The organism is Pandoraea soli, from assembly GCF_902459595.1.
In the GTDB taxonomy this organism is placed as follows: Bacteria; Pseudomonadota; Gammaproteobacteria; order Burkholderiales; family Burkholderiaceae; genus Pandoraea; species Pandoraea cepalis.
Genome location: NZ_CABPSG010000001.1, coordinates 167,474 through 186,932, shown reverse-complemented (window position 1 = coordinate 186,932; position 19,459 = coordinate 167,474). Strand labels below are relative to the sequence as shown.

General features: G+C 61.2%; 12 protein-coding genes. 7 read left to right on the top strand and 5 right to left on the bottom strand.

Features of this window, described 5'->3' with window-relative positions:
* Positions 1–140: 140 nt before the first annotated feature.
* The 4 genes from PSO31014_RS00695 to tcuC all read left to right on the top strand — a co-directional run bounded on the left by PSO31014_RS00695 (position 141) and on the right by tcuC (position 5,155).
* A complete protein-coding gene (locus tag PSO31014_RS00695; RefSeq protein WP_150549846.1) occupies positions 141–1,094 on the top strand; it encodes a LysR family transcriptional regulator in 954 nt (317 codons plus the stop codon).
* Between the two features lie 63 nt (positions 1,095–1,157).
* A complete protein-coding gene (tcuA, locus tag PSO31014_RS00690; protein ID WP_150549845.1) occupies positions 1,158–2,567 on the top strand; it encodes an FAD-dependent tricarballylate dehydrogenase TcuA in 1,410 nt (469 codons plus the stop codon).
* A complete protein-coding gene (tcuB, locus tag PSO31014_RS00685) occupies positions 2,554–3,777 on the top strand; it encodes a tricarballylate utilization 4Fe-4S protein TcuB (RefSeq protein WP_150549844.1) in 1,224 nt (407 codons plus the stop codon). Before tcuA ends, tcuB begins: the two co-directional genes overlap by 14 nt.
* Positions 3,778–3,835: 58 nt before the next feature.
* Positions 3,836–5,155, top strand: a complete 1,320-nt coding sequence (gene tcuC, locus PSO31014_RS00680; RefSeq protein WP_150549843.1) for an MFS transporter — start codon at positions 3,836–3,838, stop codon at positions 5,153–5,155.
* 199 nt (positions 5,156–5,354) lie between these two features.
* On the opposite strand, the gene PSO31014_RS00675 is transcribed toward tcuC, so the two are convergent.
* Positions 5,355–13,997 (bottom strand): GH36-type glycosyl hydrolase domain-containing protein, encoded by an 8,643-nt coding sequence (locus tag PSO31014_RS00675; RefSeq protein ID WP_150549842.1) that lies wholly within the window; start codon positions 13,995–13,997, stop codon positions 5,355–5,357.
* A 27-nt stretch (positions 13,998–14,024) separates the two neighbouring features.
* Positions 14,025–14,357, bottom strand: a complete 333-nt coding sequence (locus tag PSO31014_RS00670) for a hypothetical protein (RefSeq protein ID WP_150549841.1) — start codon at positions 14,355–14,357, stop codon at positions 14,025–14,027.
* A gap of 211 nt (positions 14,358–14,568) precedes the next feature.
* On the opposite strand from PSO31014_RS00670, the gene PSO31014_RS00665 reads away from it, so the two are divergent.
* Positions 14,569–15,387, top strand: coding sequence for a PRC-barrel domain-containing protein (locus tag PSO31014_RS00665; RefSeq protein ID WP_150549840.1), 819 nt, complete (start codon positions 14,569–14,571; stop codon positions 15,385–15,387).
* An 80-nt stretch (positions 15,388–15,467) separates the two neighbouring features.
* On the top strand, positions 15,468–16,337 hold the full coding sequence (locus PSO31014_RS00660; protein WP_150549839.1) for a slipin family protein: 870 nt from the start codon (positions 15,468–15,470) through the stop codon (positions 16,335–16,337).
* Between the two features lie 37 nt (positions 16,338–16,374).
* Here PSO31014_RS00660 and PSO31014_RS00655 read toward each other — a convergent pair whose 3' ends face one another.
* The 3 genes from PSO31014_RS00655 to PSO31014_RS22280 form a co-directional block, all read right to left on the bottom strand.
* Entirely contained in the window at positions 16,375–17,466 is a 1,092-nt protein-coding gene (locus PSO31014_RS00655) for an AI-2E family transporter (protein ID WP_150549838.1), read from the bottom strand.
* Positions 17,467–17,853: 387 nt separating this feature from the next.
* A complete protein-coding gene (locus PSO31014_RS00650; RefSeq protein WP_150549837.1) occupies positions 17,854–18,315 on the bottom strand; it encodes a BON domain-containing protein in 462 nt (153 codons plus the stop codon).
* 441 nt (positions 18,316–18,756) lie between these two features.
* A complete protein-coding gene (locus tag PSO31014_RS22280) occupies positions 18,757–18,927 on the bottom strand; it encodes a hypothetical protein (protein WP_174975356.1) in 171 nt (56 codons plus the stop codon).
* Between the two features lie 225 nt (positions 18,928–19,152).
* On the opposite strand from PSO31014_RS22280, the gene PSO31014_RS00645 reads away from it, so the two are divergent.
* The gene (locus tag PSO31014_RS00645; RefSeq protein ID WP_174976323.1) at positions 19,153–19,392 is read left to right on the top strand and encodes a hypothetical protein; all 240 of its coding nucleotides are present in this window, start codon (positions 19,153–19,155) and stop codon (positions 19,390–19,392) included.
* The last annotated feature ends 67 nt before the right edge of the window (positions 19,393–19,459 follow it).

Sequence of the window (19,459 nt, the reverse complement as noted above, 5' to 3'; positions counted from 1 at the left end):
CCGAATTCATTGAGGTCGGTGTCGTGCGGTCGAGTCGTCGACACGCGGGCAATGGTTGTCACTGGCGACGGCGGCGTTGGGACTTGCCAATACCGTCGCCTTCGACGCATGCTAGCCAAAACTTCTCGGTCGATCGCGAAATGGAATTGAGACAGCTACGGTATTTTGTCAGTGTGGTGGAACACGGAAGTATGGGGCGGGCCGCCTTGGACCTCGGTGTGGTCACGTCCGCGTTGAGCCAGCAGATCAGCCGTCTCGAAGGAGAACTTTCGACCCGCCTTTTGCAGCGCACATCCTCCGGCGTCGTGCCGACTGACGCCGGCATCGCGTTTTGGCGTCAGGCACAACTCGCGCTGCGCCATGTCGACGACGCCGCGGTTGCCGCGCGCTCCGCCCGTCTGTCAGGACATGTGAGTGTTGGGATGGCGCCAAGCACGGCGAGCGTGCTCGGCGTCGCGTTCGCGCAAGCCATGCGTGCACGATACCCCGATGTTCGGCTGCGCATCGTCGAAAGCCTTTCCGGCTATCTCGCCCCCATGCTTAGCGCCCGTCAGATCGATCTCGCGGTGCTCTTTCGAGAGGAACCCGCGCAGCGGTGGAGCGTGATGCCACTGCTCGACGAGCAACTGTTCCTGATCGGCGCCGAGGGCCTCGATGGCATGCCGACAGGCACATCCGTGCGACTAAAGCACCTCGGTAGGCTTCCGCTCATCCTTCCCAGCGGCACGCATGGGCTGCGCTCGCTGCTGTCGTCGGCGTTTCGACGCGCCGCTTACGAACCCAACGTGGTCGCCGAAGTGGACGGTCTTGCGCTGCTCATGGATCTGGTCCAAACGGGCATGGGCGCGACGATACAGCCCGGCGCCGCACTCGCCAGATCCGCGAACGGTCTGCTGGCGAGCGTGCCCGTCGCAGAACGCTACGCCACGCGGCCCAACATGATCGCCAGTGTCTCCGACGACGAACTGTCGCCCGCGGGTCTTGCCGCGCGCGTCGTCCTCGCCGATGTCGCGCGGCAACTTGTGCACGAAAGCCGCTGGCCCGGCGCACGTCTGCGCGCGCCGCAGTCTTCACAAACAGTGAAGGCCCCTTGAGGGGACACGACTGGCAGAACAGACTTGGCATCCCTATGATGCGTCCGAAAGGAGCCAAGTCAAATGGTCGATGTATTGGTAATTGGAGGAGGCAATGCGGCGCTATGCGCTGCGTTGATGGCGCGTGAGGCCGGCGCGTCGGTCCTGCTTCTCGAATCGGCACCGCGCGAATGGCGCGGCGGCAACTCGCAACACACGCGAAATCTGCGTTGCATGCACGATGCGCCGCAAGACGTGCTCGTGGATGCCTATACGGAAGAAGAATTCTGGCAGGACCTGCTCAAGGTCACGGGCGGCATCACCAACGAGGCACTTGCACGACTGACGATCCGCGCATCGTCGGCGTGCCGGCCGTGGATGCAGCGACACGGCGTGCGCTTCCAGCCACCGCTCTCCGGCGCGCTACACGTGGCCCGCACGAACGCGTTCTTCATGGGGGGCGGCAAAGCGCTTGTCAACGCGTATTACCGAAGCGCGGAAGCGCTCGGCGTGGACATCCGCTACAACACCCCCGTCGAATCACTTGAACTCGATGGCGCTCGCTTCGTCGCGGCGCGCAGCGGTGCCGAGCGGTTCGAGGCCCGCGCTTGCGTGCTCGCGGCGGGGGGCTTCGAATCGAATCGCGCCTGGCTGCGCGATGCTTGGGGGCAGAACGAGCGCGGCGAATGGCCTGCCGACAACTTCCTGATTCGCGGTACGCGCTTTAACACGGGCGTGCTGATCAAACACATGACGCAAGCCGGCGCCGATTTGATCGGCGATCCGTCGCAATCGCATTGCGTTGCCATCGATGCGCGTGCGCCGCTTTACGACGGCGGCATCTGCACGCGTATTGACTGTGTGTCGCTGGGTGTCGTGGTGAATCGCGATGGCGAGCGATTTTACGACGAGGGCGAGGATTTCTGGCCCAAGCGCTATGCGATATGGGGACGGCTCGTCGCTCATCAGCCGGGACAGATCGGCTATTCGATCATCGACTCGAAGGCGATCGGCCGATTCATGCCGCCGGTGTTTCCGGGCGTGAAGGCCGACACGCTGCCGGAACTTGCGCGTCAGTTGGGGCTGCCGGAGACGCAGTTCATGGAAACGATCACCCGCTACAACGATGCCTGTCGCATCGGCACCTTCGACCACACCGCGCTCGACGACTGCCACACCGAAGGCCTCACGCCAGCCAAGACGCACTGGGCACGCCGGATCGACACGCCGCCGTTTTACGGCTATGCGTTGCGCCCAGGCATCACGTTTACGTACCTCGGTCTGAAAACCAACGACCGGGCGCAGGTTCACTTCGGCGGCGAGGCGAGCGAGAACCTGTTCGTCGCGGGGGAAATGATGGCCGGCAACGTGCTTGGTCAGGGCTATACGGCCGGCGTTGGCATGTCGATCGGCACTGCGTTCGGACGCATTGCCGGCACGCAGGCCGCGCGCGCCGCACACAAGACAAGGGAGGCTCACAGTGCAGCAGTCTGACGTGCTCACGCCCGAACGTACGCGGACGGCGTCGCCGTTCGATACCAAGGCAACCCAACACGGCGCATCGGGCAGCGCGGCGCGCGTGATTCCCATTGTGCCGTTGAGCAACAGTGAAGCCGAAGTGGCGAGGCAGATGCAGATTTGCAACGCGTGCCGCTATTGCGAGGGATTTTGCGCCGTATTTCCGGCAATGACGCGCCGTCTTGAATTCGGCAAGGCGGACGTCAACTATCTGGCGAACCTTTGCCACAACTGTGGCGCGTGTTATCACGCGTGCCAGTACGCGCCACCGCATGAATTCGCGGTTAACGTGCCCAAATCGATGGCGCAAGTCCGCCTCGAAACGTACACCGAATATGCGTTTCCCGCGGCGTTCGGCGCGCTGTACAAGCGTAACGGCGTGACCTTGTCGGTCGCGCTGGCGGCAGGTCTCGCGCTCTTTCTGATGCTCGGATTGGCATTGCGCGGTGGTCTTTCCGCAGACGCCACGCCGGCAAACTTCTACGCGATCTTCCCGCACAACCTGCTCGCGGCAATGTTCGGCACGGTCTTTCTGTTCGCGATGCTGGCGTTGGGCGTGGGCGTTACGCGTTTCTGGCGCGACGTCTCGGCGGGAACCGCGAGCGCGAGCATGCCTGCCGCCGTCGAAGCCGCAAAGCACGCGCTGACGCTCAAGTATCTCGATGGTGGACACGGCGACGGCTGCAACGAATCGGACGATGGGTTCACGCTCGTGCGACGCCGCTTCCATCACCTGACGTTCTACGGGTTCATGTCGTGCTTCGCGGCAACTGCGGTTGCAACGCTCTATCACTATGCGTTCAGTCTGGAGGCGCCATATCCCTATCTGAGCATCCCGGTGTTGCTGGGCACGGTGGGCGGCATTGGACTGTTTGTCGGGCCGGCAGGGTTGTGGTGGCTGAACCTCAGGCGCAATCCCGAACGCACTGATGCCCGTCAACGTCCGATGGACCGCGGCTTCATCGCGCTTCTGATGTTGACGAGCGTATCCGGACTCGCGTTGCTCGCGTTCCGTGCTACCTCCGCGATGCCGCCGCTCCTCGCCATCCATCTGGGCATTGTCATGGCGCTGTTCGCGACGCTGCCTTACGGAAAGTTCGCGCACGGCATTTTTCGCTCGGCGGCGTTACTTAAATCATCGATCGAGAAGCGCCAAGGTAACGCGTTAAGCCTGGGCGCGGATTAAATCCCGCAGGGTGCCGACGGTACCCGTTACGTACATAAACCAATAATCAGGAGACACCATGACCCCCACAGAACCCATCTCCGCCAGTGGCGGCAGCTCGCGCGCGAACCGGGCCGCTGCCGTGCTACGGGTCACCAGCGGCAACTTTATCGAGCAGTTCGATTTTTTTCTGTTCGGCTTCTACGCGACATCGATCTCGAAGATTTTCTTCCCGTCGACCAGCGACTTCGCGTCGTTGATGCTCACCTTCGCGGTATTTGGCGCGGGCTTTCTGATGCGTCCGCTGGGCGCGATTTTTCTCGGCGCATACATCGACAGGGTGGGGCGGCGCACCGGACTGATCGTCACGCTGTCGATCATGGCGAGCGGCACCATCCTGATCGCGTGCGTACCAGGGTATGCGACCATCGGGCTGCTCGCGCCCGCACTTGTGCTGCTGGGACGCCTGTTACAGGGCTTTTCGGCGGGCGCGGAATTGGGGGGCGTATCCGTCTATTTGGCGGAAATGGCCACGCCCGGCAACAAGGGCTTCTACACGAGTTGGCAGTCGGCCAGTCAGCAAGTCGCGATCGTGATGGCGGCGGCGATCGGCTACGGCCTGAATCATTGGCTTACCGAGCATCAGATTGTCGCGTGGGGTTGGCGCGTGCCGTTTTTCATCGGCTGCGCAATCGTGCCGTTCCTCTTCGTGCTGCGCCGTTCGCTGCAGGAAACCGCGGCATTCGAAGCGCGGCGGCATCGTCCGCAGGTGCGTGAAATCTTTGCGATGCTGTGTGTCAACTGGCGTATCGTCATTGGCGGCATGCTGCTCACGGCGATGACGACCACCACGTTCTATCTCATCACGGTGTACACGCCGACGTTTGGCAAGTCTGTGCTCAAACTCTCGACGTCAGACAGTTTGATGGTGACGTTGCTGGCGGCCACGTCGAATTTCATCTGGCTGCCGATCGGCGGCGCGATCTCTGACCGTGTGGGGCGCAAGCCGGTTTTGCTTGCCATCTCCGTGTTGGCGATCTTCACGGCCTATCCTGCGCTTTCGTGGCTCGCCGGCGCGCCGAGCTTTGCACGCATGCTGACTGTGCTGCTGTGGTTCTCGTTTTTCTTCGGGATGTACAACGGCGCGATGGTGGCCGCACTGACGGAAGTGATGCCCGTGGAAGTGCGGGTGGCGGGCTTCTCGCTGGCGTTCAGTCTCGCGACCGCGGTGTTCGGTGGCTTTACTCCCGCCATCTCGACGTACCTGATCCAGGTCACGCACGACAAGGCTTCACCCGGGTACTGGTTGAGTTTCGCCGCGCTCTGCGGGCTGGTTGCCACGCTCGGGCTGTACCGGCGCGGCCAAGGTCATACGGCGACGGCCGCCTCGTCGGCCTGACGCATCAAAATGATATCGGTGGCCGGTGGAAGACCGGCCGCCGCTTTCTTGCGGTGGTGTCGGCCGTATTCCTCAATATGCCGCCGGCATTCGTGCAATGTTTCCGGGTTGCAGGACGCAATGGGGCAGGGTGTAGCCGGGGCGCGGATTGATTCGACCAAGCGGGAACGCAGCGGATGGCACTAGGTTAATCGTTCCATCATGCGAACGGCAGAAGTTGAATCAGCACCCTATGGATATGCCCGTCGTCGACTAATGGAATGTCCTGATCGTGGCGCTCGCGAAGATGTCCGTCGACTGTCACGGATACAGGGCCTTGGCTCCGGCCGTGCGGATTCAAAACCGAAATAAGATAGCTGGATTTGCCGAAACGGTAATTTAGGCGGAACTGACGCCATTCAGGTGGAATGCAAGGCTGAATGCGCAGAGCGTTCCCGCTTTTGTGCAGCCCCAAAATGGACTCCACGATACCGCGATACATCCACCCCGCAGCCCCCGTGTACCAAGTCCAACCGCCTCTGCGGACATGCGTGGGGGACGCATAAATATCGCCAGCCATGACGTAAGGTTCTACCTTGTAGGCATGCGCGCCGGCGCGAGTGTCAGCATGGTGGATGGGATTGAGCATCTTGAGCATGTCGCCAGCACGGTTGCCATCGCCCATTTGCGCAAACGCGATCATGCACCAGATAGCGGCGTGGGTGTATTGTCCGCCGTTCTCCCGCACACCCGGCAGGTATCCCTTGATGTACCCAGGATCTCGTTCTGTTTTGTCGAATGGTGGCGTCAACAGCAGGATGAGGTCGTCGCCAGGGCGCACCAGATAATGCTCGACGGACTCCATCGCACGACGCTGCCGGTCGACCTCTCCCGCCCCCGAGATCACACTCCAGCTCTGAGCGATCGAATCGATACGACACTCCGCATCGCCCGCACTGCCAAGCGGCGTTCCGTCATCGAAGTAGGCTCGCAAGTACCACGCGCCATCCCAGGCATCGCTGTTCAGCGCGACACGCAATCGGCCAGCATGTGCCCGCCATCGCGCTGCGGCTTCGATCTCTCCACGCGCTTGCGCCAATTCGGCGAAGGGCAGCGCCGTGGCTTGCAGGAACCAGCCCAGCCAGATGCTTTCACCTTTACCCTCCACCCCGACGCGATTCAGGCCGTCGTTCCAGTCGCCCCCGCCCATCAGCGGCAAGCCGTGGATACCCGTTGCGAGACTGCAATCAATGGCCCGCTGGCAATGCTCGAACAGGGTGCCGGTCTGCGCTGAGACATTCGGCACGTAGTACGCATTCTCTTCCGCGTCCGAGACAGCGCGTCCTTCAAGATAGGACACGGGCTCGTCGAGAACCTGGGTGTCGCCCGTCGTCCTGACGTAATGCACGACCGAGTACGGCAGCCAAAGCCGGTCGTCGGAAATATGGGTACGGACACCTCGACCTGAAGGCGGGTGCCACCAATGCTGCACATCCCCTTCGACAAACTGCCTCGCAGCTGCCTTGAGCAAATGCGCTCGCGCTAGGTCGGGGCACGCGAGGCACAGCGCCATGCAATCCTGCAATTGATCGCGAAACCCAAACCCACCGCTCGCCTGATAGAACGCGGCACGCGCCCACATGCGGCAGGACAGCACCTGATAGAGCAGCCACCCGTTGAGCATCAGATCGGTCGCCCGATCCGGTGTCTCGACCTGAAGCTGCGTGAGAATGGAGTGCCATTCGGATTTGACCGTGTCCAAGACCGTGGCGGGCGATGTCGCACGGTAACGTTGGATATATCCCCTTGCAGCGTCACGGTCGTTTGCCTGACCGAGCAGAAGGGTAAGTTCGACGTGTTCGCCTGGATCCAGCGTGATCTGCGTGAGTAGCGCGCCGCAAGGATCCAACCCCACGCCCGTCGCATTGCTAAGCGCAGTATCGGATATCAATCCAGCAGGACGGGCGAGGTTTCCGTTTCGCCCGATGAATTCGGTACGGTCGCCGGTCCAACTGGTCTGTTCGCCAAGCCAGTCCATAAAAGCGACGCGTTCACTAAATTCGGCGTTCCATGGGTTGGTGGCAAACATCGCGCCTGTGACGGCATCAATCTCCGAGACGACAAACGGAGCATTCCGAGCACGCTCGGTCCCTAACGCCCATTCGGCGTATGCAGTGGCAGAGAGTCTGCGCGGGCGGCTGGAGCGGTTTTCGATGGTGAGCACCGAGAGCTTGACGGGGTCGTGCCAACTCACGAACTGCACGAGTTCGGTCTTTATGCCATGCACCGCATGCGCGAAACGACTGTATCCGAATCCGTGAGAGGCAATATAGCGAGTGTTCTCCAAACGGATGGGCAATGCCGTCGGGCTCCACAGATCGCCTGTATCGTCATCGCGCAGAAAGAACGCTTCACCGCACGGATCGACGACCGGGTCGTTCGACCATGGGGTCAGCTGATTCTCTTGGCTATTGGACGACCAGGTATAGCCGCCCCCTGACTCCGAGACCTGAAAACCAAAGTCGGGATTAGCAATGACGTTGAGCCACGGTGCGGGTGTGCGTTGCCCCGGCCCGAGTACCGTCACATACTCGCGCCCCTGCTCGGCAAACCCACCCAGCCCATTGAAGTACTCAAGGACAGGGGAGGGCAACGGCGTGTCGACGAATTCATCGCTACGCGCTCCGGGCCATTGGGCGATGCTCAACGGCTTCCGGGCAAGGCTTCGTACCATGCGCACGACTTGCTCTTCGAGGCTGCCTTGTCGTGCCCCCGCGAGCACGACACGAGCGGCAGTTAGCAACAATGTCATTTCCGCGGCTTCGAGGCCGTCGGCACGAATGACGGAAATACCGCCGCGCCCGTCGCTCGGCTCGGGCGTGACTTGCGTGCCGCTGACCATCGTCTGCAGTGAACTTTGCAGATCCTGGATATACGACACTTTGCACTCGTTGAGAATAACGAGGTCGACCGGGACCCCCTTGCCTTGCCAGTATTCATGGGCACGCAGCAACTGTCTGACGATGTCGCGGTCGTCCGGATCGTTCACCCGGATCAGTACGATGGGCAGATCGCCGGAAATACCGAATCGCCATAACGATGGCGCACTGAGCGTGTTCCGTTTGAGCACCTCGGCGGCCGCACGCATGGCGGCGTCCACATAAAGCACCCGGTTGGCGATGAACTGGAAGAGATTCGCGTCGTCGGCCGTGATACCGAGATAGTGCAGATTGACCTGTCCCTGCGTCCAAGCCAATGTCGAAATGCGATGGAAGCTTGCCGGGTCGTGATACTTGTCGGTGAGATCGAGCAACGACTCACGGTCTGGCGCCACCATCGTAGAAAACACCAGGTGCTCGGTCGCGCCGGGGGCAACGGTAATGCGCGTGCGCAGGCTGAAAATCGGGTCCAGTACTGCGCCAACCGTATTCGACAACGGACGGCCGTCCATGACTGCTACCGGGTCGCAGATCGTATGTCCCCGTGTGATGAAACGTGCCCGATCAGTCTCATAGCCCACGTTGCCGCCATGCGGCGAGCGCGCCAGTACGTGCGCCGCCCACAGGGGCGCATCGTTGCCGCCACGAGGACGGCGTACGGCGAGCAGTCCCTGCACTTCCGGCAGATATTCCGTCTGGACAAACAGGTTCGAGAAGGCAGGATGCGCCGTGTCGCTCGCCATCGGGGCCAACACGATTTCGGCGTAGGAAGTGACTTCTATTTCACGCGCCAGCGCGCCCGCATTAGTGATGGACAGGCGGCGGATTTCTGCGTTGTCTTCTGGGGATACCAGGATTTCCAGCGTCGTGACAAGCGAACCCTCCTGCCGGACGATGGTTGCACGATCTTCGGAGAATGCCACGTCATAGCTGTCGGGCTCGGTGTCGACGGGTTGGAAGGTCGCAGACCAGACGGCGTCATCGGCTGTGTCCCGCAGAAAAAGGTAGGCTCCCCAGGGATCGCACGTAACGTCCTCACGCCAGCGGGTCACGGCCGCGTTTCCGCAGAGGCTGTATCCGGAACCGGCAGCGGTGACCATGACGGAATACTGGCCGTTCGATAGCAGGTGCGTGGCGGGAGGCGTCTGGCCTGCGGAATAGAAACGGCGCACGACCGGCACAATCGCATCAACACCAGGCGGCGTGTCAGCGATGTCAGGCGCGAGATCGACTTCGCAAATTTCACGCGGGCTAACCTCATGCAAGAGCAAGTCGGCGGCGCGTACGACGGCCTGACGATGGAAGCGTTGCCGCACGACGTCGCCGAACAGCACGTTGGACAGCGCGACCAACGACATGCCCTGATGATGGGCCATGTAGGTGCGAACCGGCACCGCGCTACAGTTATTCGGCAGGCGCGACGGGGTGTAGTCGACGGCGTCGTAGTAGCCGAAGACACCGCGAGCGCCAACGGCATCAAGCCGCTTCAGGTTGGTAATTGCGTTCGGCAGGTCATACTGTGCAGCGAGCACCGTGGCATAGGGTGCGATCACCAGGGACCGCGCCAGCCCGCGCTTCAAAGCCAACTCAGGCACGCCGAAATCGGCATATTGATAGGTCATCGCGCGGTCCCGAATGTTACAGGCCGACTCGGAGATTCCCCACGGCACGTTACGCGTCTTGCCATAGGCGATCTGACTCGCGACGGCAAGCCCGCACGATGAATCCAGAAGGCTCCTGTGGGGATAGTCCATCACCAGTGACGGCATCAGGTATTCGAACATCGAGCCTGACCATGACATCAGCACCGCTGCCTTGCCGTAAGGCGCCATGATGCGCCCGAGCCGGAACCAGTGCGTTGCCGGCACGTCGCCCTTGGCGATGGCGATGAAGCTCGTCAATCGCGCCTCGGACGCTAGTAGGTCGTAGTACGAGTTGTCCAGCTCCGCGTCCGCCATTCGATAGCCAATCGAGAACAAACGCCGGTCGGAGGCGAACAAGAAGCGGAAATCCATCTCGTAGAATAGCCGGCGAGCCAATGCCGCAACGGCTTCAAATCGTTTCGCAATGTCCGGACCGGGTAAAGGTGACGCCGTGAAATATAGGGGCGATTCGCCTGCAGGCGATACGTCCGGCGCGAGATCGAGCAGGTGGCTCTTGACATCGTTCCGGATCGCGCCGACCCAGTAGAGCACTTCGCTATGCGCAGCGTCACCACGCTCGTTCACGAACGTCTGGGCGAGATCGAGCAGCGTCGTCACGAGACGGTCGATCGCATACCAGCGCCGGCGCCACCCATCCGATGCATCGGCGATAACTTCGATCGGTTTGGACGGTACCGGCTGGAGGAGAATGTGTTCCAGCGCATTGAGTTCTTCGTATAAATGGTTGCGGTTCACGGTGAGCGTTCGCCGGTCGTCGCTCTCGTGAGCGATGGCGTCGCGCAAGAGGGCGACCGTGTCGAGAATTCCATCGAGTTGCGCACGGTCGAACACCGGTTCAAGAGTAATTTCTTCGCACGCGCTCGCGACCACGAGCAGATGGCCTGCCAGATTGCCGCTGTCGACGCTCGACACGTACTGTGGAGCCAGCGGGCTCAAATCTTGGGTGTCATACCAGTTGAAGAAATGCCCCTGGTAGCGCGCCAGGGTCGACATCGTGCCAAGCGTTCGCTCCAAGCGTTCGAGCGTCTCCGTCACGCCGATCCAACCGAAGTCGCGGGCAGAAAGTACCGACAGCAAATAGAGGCCAAAGTTGGTCGGCGAGCTTCGGTGCGCTACCACGGGGCGCGGGTCTTCCTGAAAGTTGTCGGGAGGAAGGTGATGATTGTCGTCGTCGACGAAGGTAGTGAAAAAGCGCCAGATTCGCCGGCCGGCCATTCGCAATGCCTCGCTATCTTCCGTCGAGACGAGGGACGAGCGCGCGGGGCCCGGATGGCGGCTTATCCGCTGGGCGACGAACGGAGAGAGGCCCCAGACGATCAGAAACGGCGCTGCCCAGGGAAGGCTGGCAGGTCTGGACCATGTCACGATAGCCGCGCACAATACCGTGAGTGTGATGGCACCGCGAAGCGACCAAATAAAATTGCCAAACGAGCGCCCCGCATGCAGTTTGAGCTGCGCCGCCGTCACCCATTCGAGCAGTCGGCGCCGTGAGACGGTCAGCCGGAATAACGTGCGCGCGATGGCGTCGGCGGCTAGCCACGCCTGGTTCGCCAACATCGACACTACGATAAAGGTACGCTCGACGCCGCTGCCAATGTCGCGGCCTACCGCGCGCAAGTGGCTCGGCATCGAAATGCCAGTCTGCGACGGGATCAGGCCTGCCGCGATCATGAATATCTCAGAGGCGGATATCGCCAGCAATACCAGTGCCGACCAGATCCCGACAGGCGCCTGCGCGACTACCCATGCGCACACCAGCGTGGCCAGCGCTCCTGGCGCAGTGAGCGAGCGGCGCAAATTGTCGAGCATCTTCCATCGAGCCGCAGCCGGAATCGCCCCACCGCGCTTGCCGACGATCCACGGCAGAAGTTGCCAGTCGCCGCGGATCCACCGGTGCAGCCGGGTGGCGGCGACCTGCGCATGCGAAGGGAAGTCTTCGAACAGTTCGACATCCGTGACCAATCCGCAACGGGCGAAGTTGCCTTCGAATAGGTCGTGGCTAAGAATCGTGTTCTCCGGAATTCGGTCCGCAAGCGCGGATTCGAAGGCATCGACGTCATACAGGCCTTTGCCGATGTAACTGCCCTCGCCAAGCAAATCCTGATACACATCGGACACGGCGCCGGCATAGGGATCGATGCCGTAGCGTCCCGAAAACAGACGCGAATAGACGGTTCCCTCGTGCATGGCGGGCAGTGTGGGTGTGATTCGCGGTTGCAGAATGCCGTAACCAGCGACCACACGCCGCGAGCCCCGATCGAAGTGCGGACGGTTCAGCGGGTGCGCCGCTGTGCCGACGAGCTGCCGCACGGCGTCGATAGGCAAACGCGTGTCGCTGTCGAGCGTGATGACGTACCGGACGCCGGGAGGTGTCCACGGCGCACGTCCTTCGACGTCCATGAACGAGGTGTTCGTGGCACCTCGCAGCAGCCGGTTGAACTCGTGGAGTTTGCCCCGCTTGCGCTCCCATGCCAGCCATTTGCGCTGCGTTTCATTCCAAAGTCGCCTGCGATGGAAGAGGAAGAATCGGGGGGTATCGGGAGTGCAGTCTGCATAGCGGGAATTTAGTGTCGCTATGCGGGCGCTGGCCGCTGCCAGAAGCGGCATATCGCTGTCGACGTGCTCCGCATCGGCATCCCGCCAGTCTGAGAGCAGGGCAAACCGGACGTCCCCCTTGGCATTCGCGAGATAGTGCACTTCCAACTGTGCGACCTGTGCGGCGATGTCCGCCTCGTTCGTCAGCATCATCGGTACGACGACGAAGGTTCTGAGTTCAGGCGAAATGCCGTCGGCCAGCTCAAGGCGCGGCAAGTGACGGGGGGGAATCAGTCGGGCTAACGCGCGGTCGATGAGCAAAACGGCAAGCTCCGACGCCGGGAACAGACCACATACGGCCAAAACAACCAGACCGGCGACGCTGACCCCCGCCGTGGCACTGAGCAAGACGGGAATGGCCAGGATTAGGCCACTCAACAGACAAACGCTCACGATGTAGGCGACCGCGCATTGGTGGGGATCATGCAACCGACAGCGACGGGTGATCGGCATACGATACGCGATCTCACGCTCAAAGGCCCGCCGGCCGGCCGACAGAAGATAGTAGCCCGGGTCCGTGCGACGCGGCATGTCTTCGACGTCAGTCGCATCGCCCGTGCCAGCCGCCGCGGCGGCCGCCATGGCGTTCAGCGCTTGCGTGACCTCAAGCTCCGAGAACCGCGATCTTGCCGCCAATTTCTCGATCTCGTGCCGGTACCCATCTCGAGTCGCAAAGTCCATTTCAGCATAACCTGCGTTGTGGCGCAGATGCGCGTCGACCAGGCTGACATCCTCGAACAGCGGCTGCCAATCGAACGCCCGCATGTCGCGCAAACTGGTGATGACATTGCGCACGCTCATGTTAGCTGCCGCCTGGTTCGCGTGTTCGGCCTGGACGATCTCCTCAGCCGATTGTCCTTGTTGCGCCAGTTGGTCGCTCAGCCATTGCAGGGACCTATCCTGATAGCGCAGGCGCTGAATCAACTGGACCGTGAAAGCCGGCTCGAACGGCTCGAACGGCTCGACGACGCGCGCGTGTGTCGTCGCTACATCACCGGCAGCAGGGGGTGCAGTCTCTTTGTGCGCGAGTAGGTCATCCGCATATCGGTCGGCGGCCTGACGGCTCACCTGGGCTCGTGTGACTTGCGCGCAGAGGCGCCGGAGATTCTCGATCATCACGGCGCGCAGTGTGAGTGGCATGGCCCAAAGCTCTGCCATGGTCAGCGGCTCGACCTTCTGATAGGCGAGCAGGAAGCACGTGAGCAGCGCAGGATCGAAACGGCTGTCGGTGTGAGCCACGAAGGCCCACATCACACCATAGATGCGCGGGAGGCCACGCAACGGGCCGTCAAGCAGCCGCGGCAATGATCGGAAAGACTTCGTGTTCAGACCGTTCCGGACCTCTCTGAACTGGTCCGAGACGGTACGGAAATTGTCGAGTAACCATTCCGCAGCCGGGGTAATCGAGCGGCGCTGCAAGGTGGCGTGCGCGGTTGCGTCATAGCACCGGCGCAATACACGCTCATTGTCGGCGGCGCGTAAGGTTAGCCCTCGGGTGCGCGGCGGATGCGCGGCGACTTGCTGGGCGCGCGCCAAACTGAGCGCATGCTGCTCCAGTCGGTCGCGGCTGAACAACTCCGCGCGAATCGGGGCCTCCACAGGCCCGAAGTCGCTCGTCCCCCGTGGGGTTCCGACAAAGTAATCCAGTCCTGGCGGTTTCCACATGCCGATGTCTCCGGCGTTGCACGGCTATCAGGAGAACACGGGATGCTTGTCATCCAGACCGACGACCTCGTCGTAAATGTGGTCTCGCGTATGGGGGTCGAAGTGCTGCCAGATTCGAGCGATCCAGTATCTCAGCTTGCGCTGGAAGACGTCGCGCCCGCTTACCGGAATGGCCGGGAACTGGATATTTTCACCAATCAATTTTCCCTGCAAGTACTTGTGGGCGTTCGCTCTCACATACGCCTTGGCTTTCATCAGATCCGTGGCGCTAGAGGAAAACGACAGATCCAGACATGTCAATGTCCAGACCGCGTCCTGACGTTCTCCGTAGACATGAAGCAGTATCCTTTCCTTTCTCATGATCGACTCCTCTTGGCGCATGCGCGGCATAGGTATTTGACGATCATCGCGGCTTTTGCCGACCGAGTCGGTTCGATACCGAACGGACTCGCCAGATACTTTGAAGTACGGTGAGAGCGACTACGGCGTCTGACCGTCTCCATCGCGTGGTGTTTGTGTACATGCAACGGCCGGGCGCCGTCATTGACAGGCGATTCACGGGAGGTTTGCCATGTTACGAACCCTGGACGAACTGGAGGGCTGCACCGTCCGCGCGACTGACGGTGATGTCGGTCTCGTGAAAGATCTGTACTTCGACGACAAGGCGTGGGTCGTCAGATACCTCGTCGTGGAAACCGGGACGTGGCTTGCGAACCGGCAGGTATTGATCTCGCCGATCTCGATTGGCCAGAGCGACTGGCTCGACGACATCATCCCGGTCACGATCACCAGGGACCAGGTCAAGCACAGTCCGAACATCGACATGCACAAGCCGGTTTCCCGCGAGCATGAAGCCGACTATCTGGCGTATTACGGGTACCCGGACTACTGGGGCGGCATGGGCGCATGGGGAGAATGCGCGTTTCCGGGCGGCCTCGCAAGCGGCAGCCGTTCTGAACTGGATGCATTTCGTGCGGCACGAGAAGCTGCGAATTCCAACGACGAGGGCGTGAATCGGCCGCGACACGATCCGCATCTGCGCAGTGCCGATGCGGTGAGCAACTATCACATCCATGCGAGCGACGGGGACATCGGACACGTGGAAGGCTTGCTCGTGGATGTTCACACCTGGGCGCTGCGCTACCTCATCGTGAACACCAGCAACTGGTGGATGGGCCATCTGGTGGCCGTCCCCGTGAAGGTGATCGAGCAAATGAACTGGCTAGACGCGACTGTTTCGCTGGCGCTGACGCGCGAAGCGGTGAAAGCCGCGCCGCCCTACGATGCCAAGGCCCGGCTCGATCGACGCCAGGAAATCAGCATCCATAACCACTTCGGCCGCGCGGGCTACTGGGACGATCCGCCGGCTAACAAGCGAGAGGACAGTTAGGGGCGTGGCTTCAAGGCCCCGCATCTTGATCGTCTCGATACGCCGGTGGACTGAAATCCGCCTGCACAGGAGCGCCCAACATGAATTCCATCACTTCATTCCTGGTACTGGTTCTGCTTCTCGCGGGAGCCGTGGCTGGCGTCTACGTCAGTCCGTATCTGGCACCATGCTTTCTCGTCGCTGCCGTATTGCTGGGTTCGACGCTGAAGATGGCTAACGCATGGCAGAAGTTCGTGATCCTGCGCGCCGGCAAACTGCAAAGTGTGAAGGGCCCGGGACTGTTCATGATTCTGCCGGTCATCGATAGCATCACGGCAGTGATCGACGAACGCATTCAAACCACGGCATTCAACGCCGAGCAAGCGCTGACAAAGGACACCGTGCCAGTCAACGTCGACGCGATCATCTTCTGGCACGTCGACGATGCCCAGAAGGCCGCCCTGGCGATCACGGATTACCGGCAGGCGATCGACCGGGTGTCTCAGACCTCCTTGCGCGAGATGATAGGCGCGTCGATGCTATCGACCCTGCTTTCCGATCGGAAGGCATCGGACGAACAACTGCGCGCGGAAATCGGCGCCAAGACGGCCGCATGGGGCATCGCGGTGATGTCGGTGGAGGTGCGCGACGTCGCCATTCCGGTCGCCCTCCAGGACGCCATGTCGAGGCAGGCTCAGGCCGAGCGCGAAAAGCAGGCTCGCATGATTCTCGGATCTGCGGAAGCCATCGTCGCGGCGAAGTTTGTGGAGGCTGCGGCAATTTACGAAGGACATCCGCAGGCGTTGCAACTGCGCGCCATGAATATCATCTACGAGACGACCAAAGAACGCGGCGCCACCATTCTGATGCCGTCCTCGATGGTCGACAGCATGAATCCGGTAGCGATATCGTTTGCTGTAGCCAGCACCGACCTGGGCAATTCGATGCCGGGACTGAAGACAGCCGCGTAGTCTCCGATCTACCGCATGTGGCGGGGCTGCCGTCGATCTAGTCGCCCAGGAGTTCCGCCACAGGCTGGAAGTGCTCCACGTGCTGCGATATGACCTTCACGATGACAATGATCGGGATGCTCAGCAGCATGCCGGCGATTCCCCAGAGCCAGCCCCAGAAAAGCAGCGAGACGAAGATGGCGACCGGATTCATCTTGGCGATCTTCCCGGTAATCCACGTGGAGACGAAGGTTCCGACGAGCGTCGCAATCGCAAGAGACGTCGCCGAGACCAGCAGCGCCATCGAGAACGATTGGAACTGCATGTACGCGGCCATACCGGTCGCCGCAGCGCTCACGCCCGGCCCGAGGTAGGGCACCACATGCAAAAGCCCCGTCGCCAGGGCCCAGGCCCCCGCGTTATCCAGACCCATTGCGCGAAACGCAACCCAACTGAGCCCGCCGACCAGCATATTGGTCACGAGCAGCATCAGCATGTATTGCTGTATGGAGTTGTTGATGTCGTCGAGAATGCGCACGGTGATTTTTTTCGACGATAGCGACGGCCCCGCCAACCGCACGAGCTTGCGCTTGAACGTGTCTCCGCTGACCAAAAGAAAAAATGCCAGCAGGATCACTGTCAGGGCTTGGGCAATGAATCCCAGCGCCCCCATTGAACCCACCCACAGAAAGGTGCTCAGCTTGAAAGCGGGCTGATCCAGCACGACATGCGTCACCGACTGCCTCGGCGGCGAGGACAGGTCGGAGGCCCGATTGGCCGCGTTCTCGATCGCCCCCGCAGCGGCTTTCATCTTTTGAAGATTGCCGAATGTGCCGCTGTGCAGGTTATCCAATAAGGTCGAGAACGTCCGTGTGACCGCAGGTAACTGCTCGACCACTCTGTCGATCTGATCGCGCAAGGGATAGCTGCCGGACACGAATATGCCGACGACGGCGAGCATCACGATAACGGCGCCAGCGTAACGTCCGACTCTTAGCTTCCCCAGCCCAACGACCAGAGGGTTGAGGGTGTAAGCAAGGAAGACGCCGAGCAGGACCGGGACGACAAATCGTTGCGCCCACTCAAGGGCGAATAGGACGGCGAGCGTCGCCAGAATGCCCAGTGCCAGGCCTCGCGCGTCCACTGGCATGCGCGGTGTCGGCTCGACCAGGGACGCTGCCGTGTCCACGCCTTCCGAGCTGTTCGCGGATAGGGGCGGGCTGGCGTCGGGTCGTTGCGAGATTGGGCCGCCATGACTTCCTATAGATCCGAAAAGACGAGCCGCGCCCCGGTTGATCCATGCGAATGACCACACGGTGGACCTCCTGATTCGTAGGAATATGCGAGCGAGTCCATAGGCTCGATCGATTGAAGGGCATGTGGCGTGATGCTCGTTTGCAAGCGGCACTTGCCGCTATGGGCAGCGCAAAATGAAACCCTTCGTGACAAACAGAAGCACCGCATAACGCGTGACAATCACCTCGCTTCCTCGGTGAGACTCACCGATCTCTTCATGCTGTTATCGAAGTTGTGCAAACTATCGCGGGCCAACGGTCAATCCCGAGCTATCTACGCGCTTGACGCCCTTGACATGTTCCGCAATGCGCTTCGCACCGCTGACGGCGTCTTGACTGGCAAGCGTCCCAGTCAACACGACTACGCCGTGGGTGGTCTTCACGCTGACGTTCGTGCCGTCGCTGATGCTATTCGCGAGGAGCTCGGATTTCACTTTGGTAGTAATCCAACTGTCGGACATGACACGTTCCGAACGGTGCATGTCGCTCTTGGCCTCAGAGGTCATGCTGCTGTCCTCGGCCTTTGCGGGCACAAGCGCGAGGCCAAGTGCGATTGCCAAGCCGCCAGTGAGCGCCCCGCGCCAAGCGGGCCGATGGACGCGAACCATGTTCAGCAGATGTTTCCTTGGCTTGGGAGTGGTGGGTCGCACATCGGTGCCGAGACCCTCGGCAACAGCGGGAACCACGGAAATTTGGGTAGTCATGGCGATCTCCGTATGACCACGGTGGCCTTAACCGGACGTCGGCATGACGTACGCGAGGCGAACCGGACGCGACCATTCACAATTCAGGCCGCGCTCAACCGCACGGCTGAGAAGCTCAGCATGCGCGTACGTCTGCGACATGTCAGTCCGCTACCGAACCGATGGGCCGCATTCGGCGTGCGGACTGTCAACGCTTGGGGCACTGGCGAATCGTCCGGGCGCGTACGTTGACGTACCGTATCTGGAGGCGCGCGGGCATGGCGTAAGCGTGTCATTGACGATCATGGATGCGGGCTTCGTGGTGGGCGGGCAGTACGGCAAAGGATCGCTGCGCGTTGCAGACCACACTGTGGGATCAAATCGTTGTGATGCCGCGCATTGAACCGGGCCCCCGAATGGGGGCTCGGTCCGTTAGCGCACCAGACCTTTTGGTGTGGCGATTTACTCGTCGGAAAGCTGCACCAGCGCTGCTGTCTCGCCCGGTGTAGCCACGTTGACAAGCTTGTTTCTCGCACCGCAGCCGGGGCAATCGAAATAAAAGCCGAGGTCGTTGACTTCCGGAGTCACGTCCGGAAAGTCGCTCAACTCGCCGCACGTTCTGCATGTGAACATCTGCCTCTCCCTAACGTCTTGACGAAAGTGCTTTACCAGCCACTCGGCGCCGACGACCTAAGCCGCTCAAGGGTCGTCAGTGCCGCTCGAACCCATATCGATGGCGTGATGCAGAGGCTAAGGGCGGACGTCCCGAACGTCTGTCCGATAGCGAACAATCTTTGATCCGGGGAGAACGGGGAGGAGGGTCCGCCAGCGAACAGACGCAACCTCGGTGCGCAGATAATGCTAGACAACGCCAACAGGGCGCAGTCGTTGCTTAAAACACACGCCGATGGCGAAAACCATATGAGCGTCGTTGACGATTTGCGGTCATACGGTCAAGTTGCCAAGGCCCATGCCGACGGTATCGGGAAATTGACGCCCGCCTTAGAGGCGCGTTACAACAGCATGTCCGACGTGCAGAAGCACAATGCCGACCTGATATTCCGCAAGGAAGGTCATCAAGTGGGCCACAAGCGCTGAGAAGGCAGGAGTCTATGATGAAATCCTGGCTCACACGAAAACAAAGCACGAGTCCCATCAGGACGAT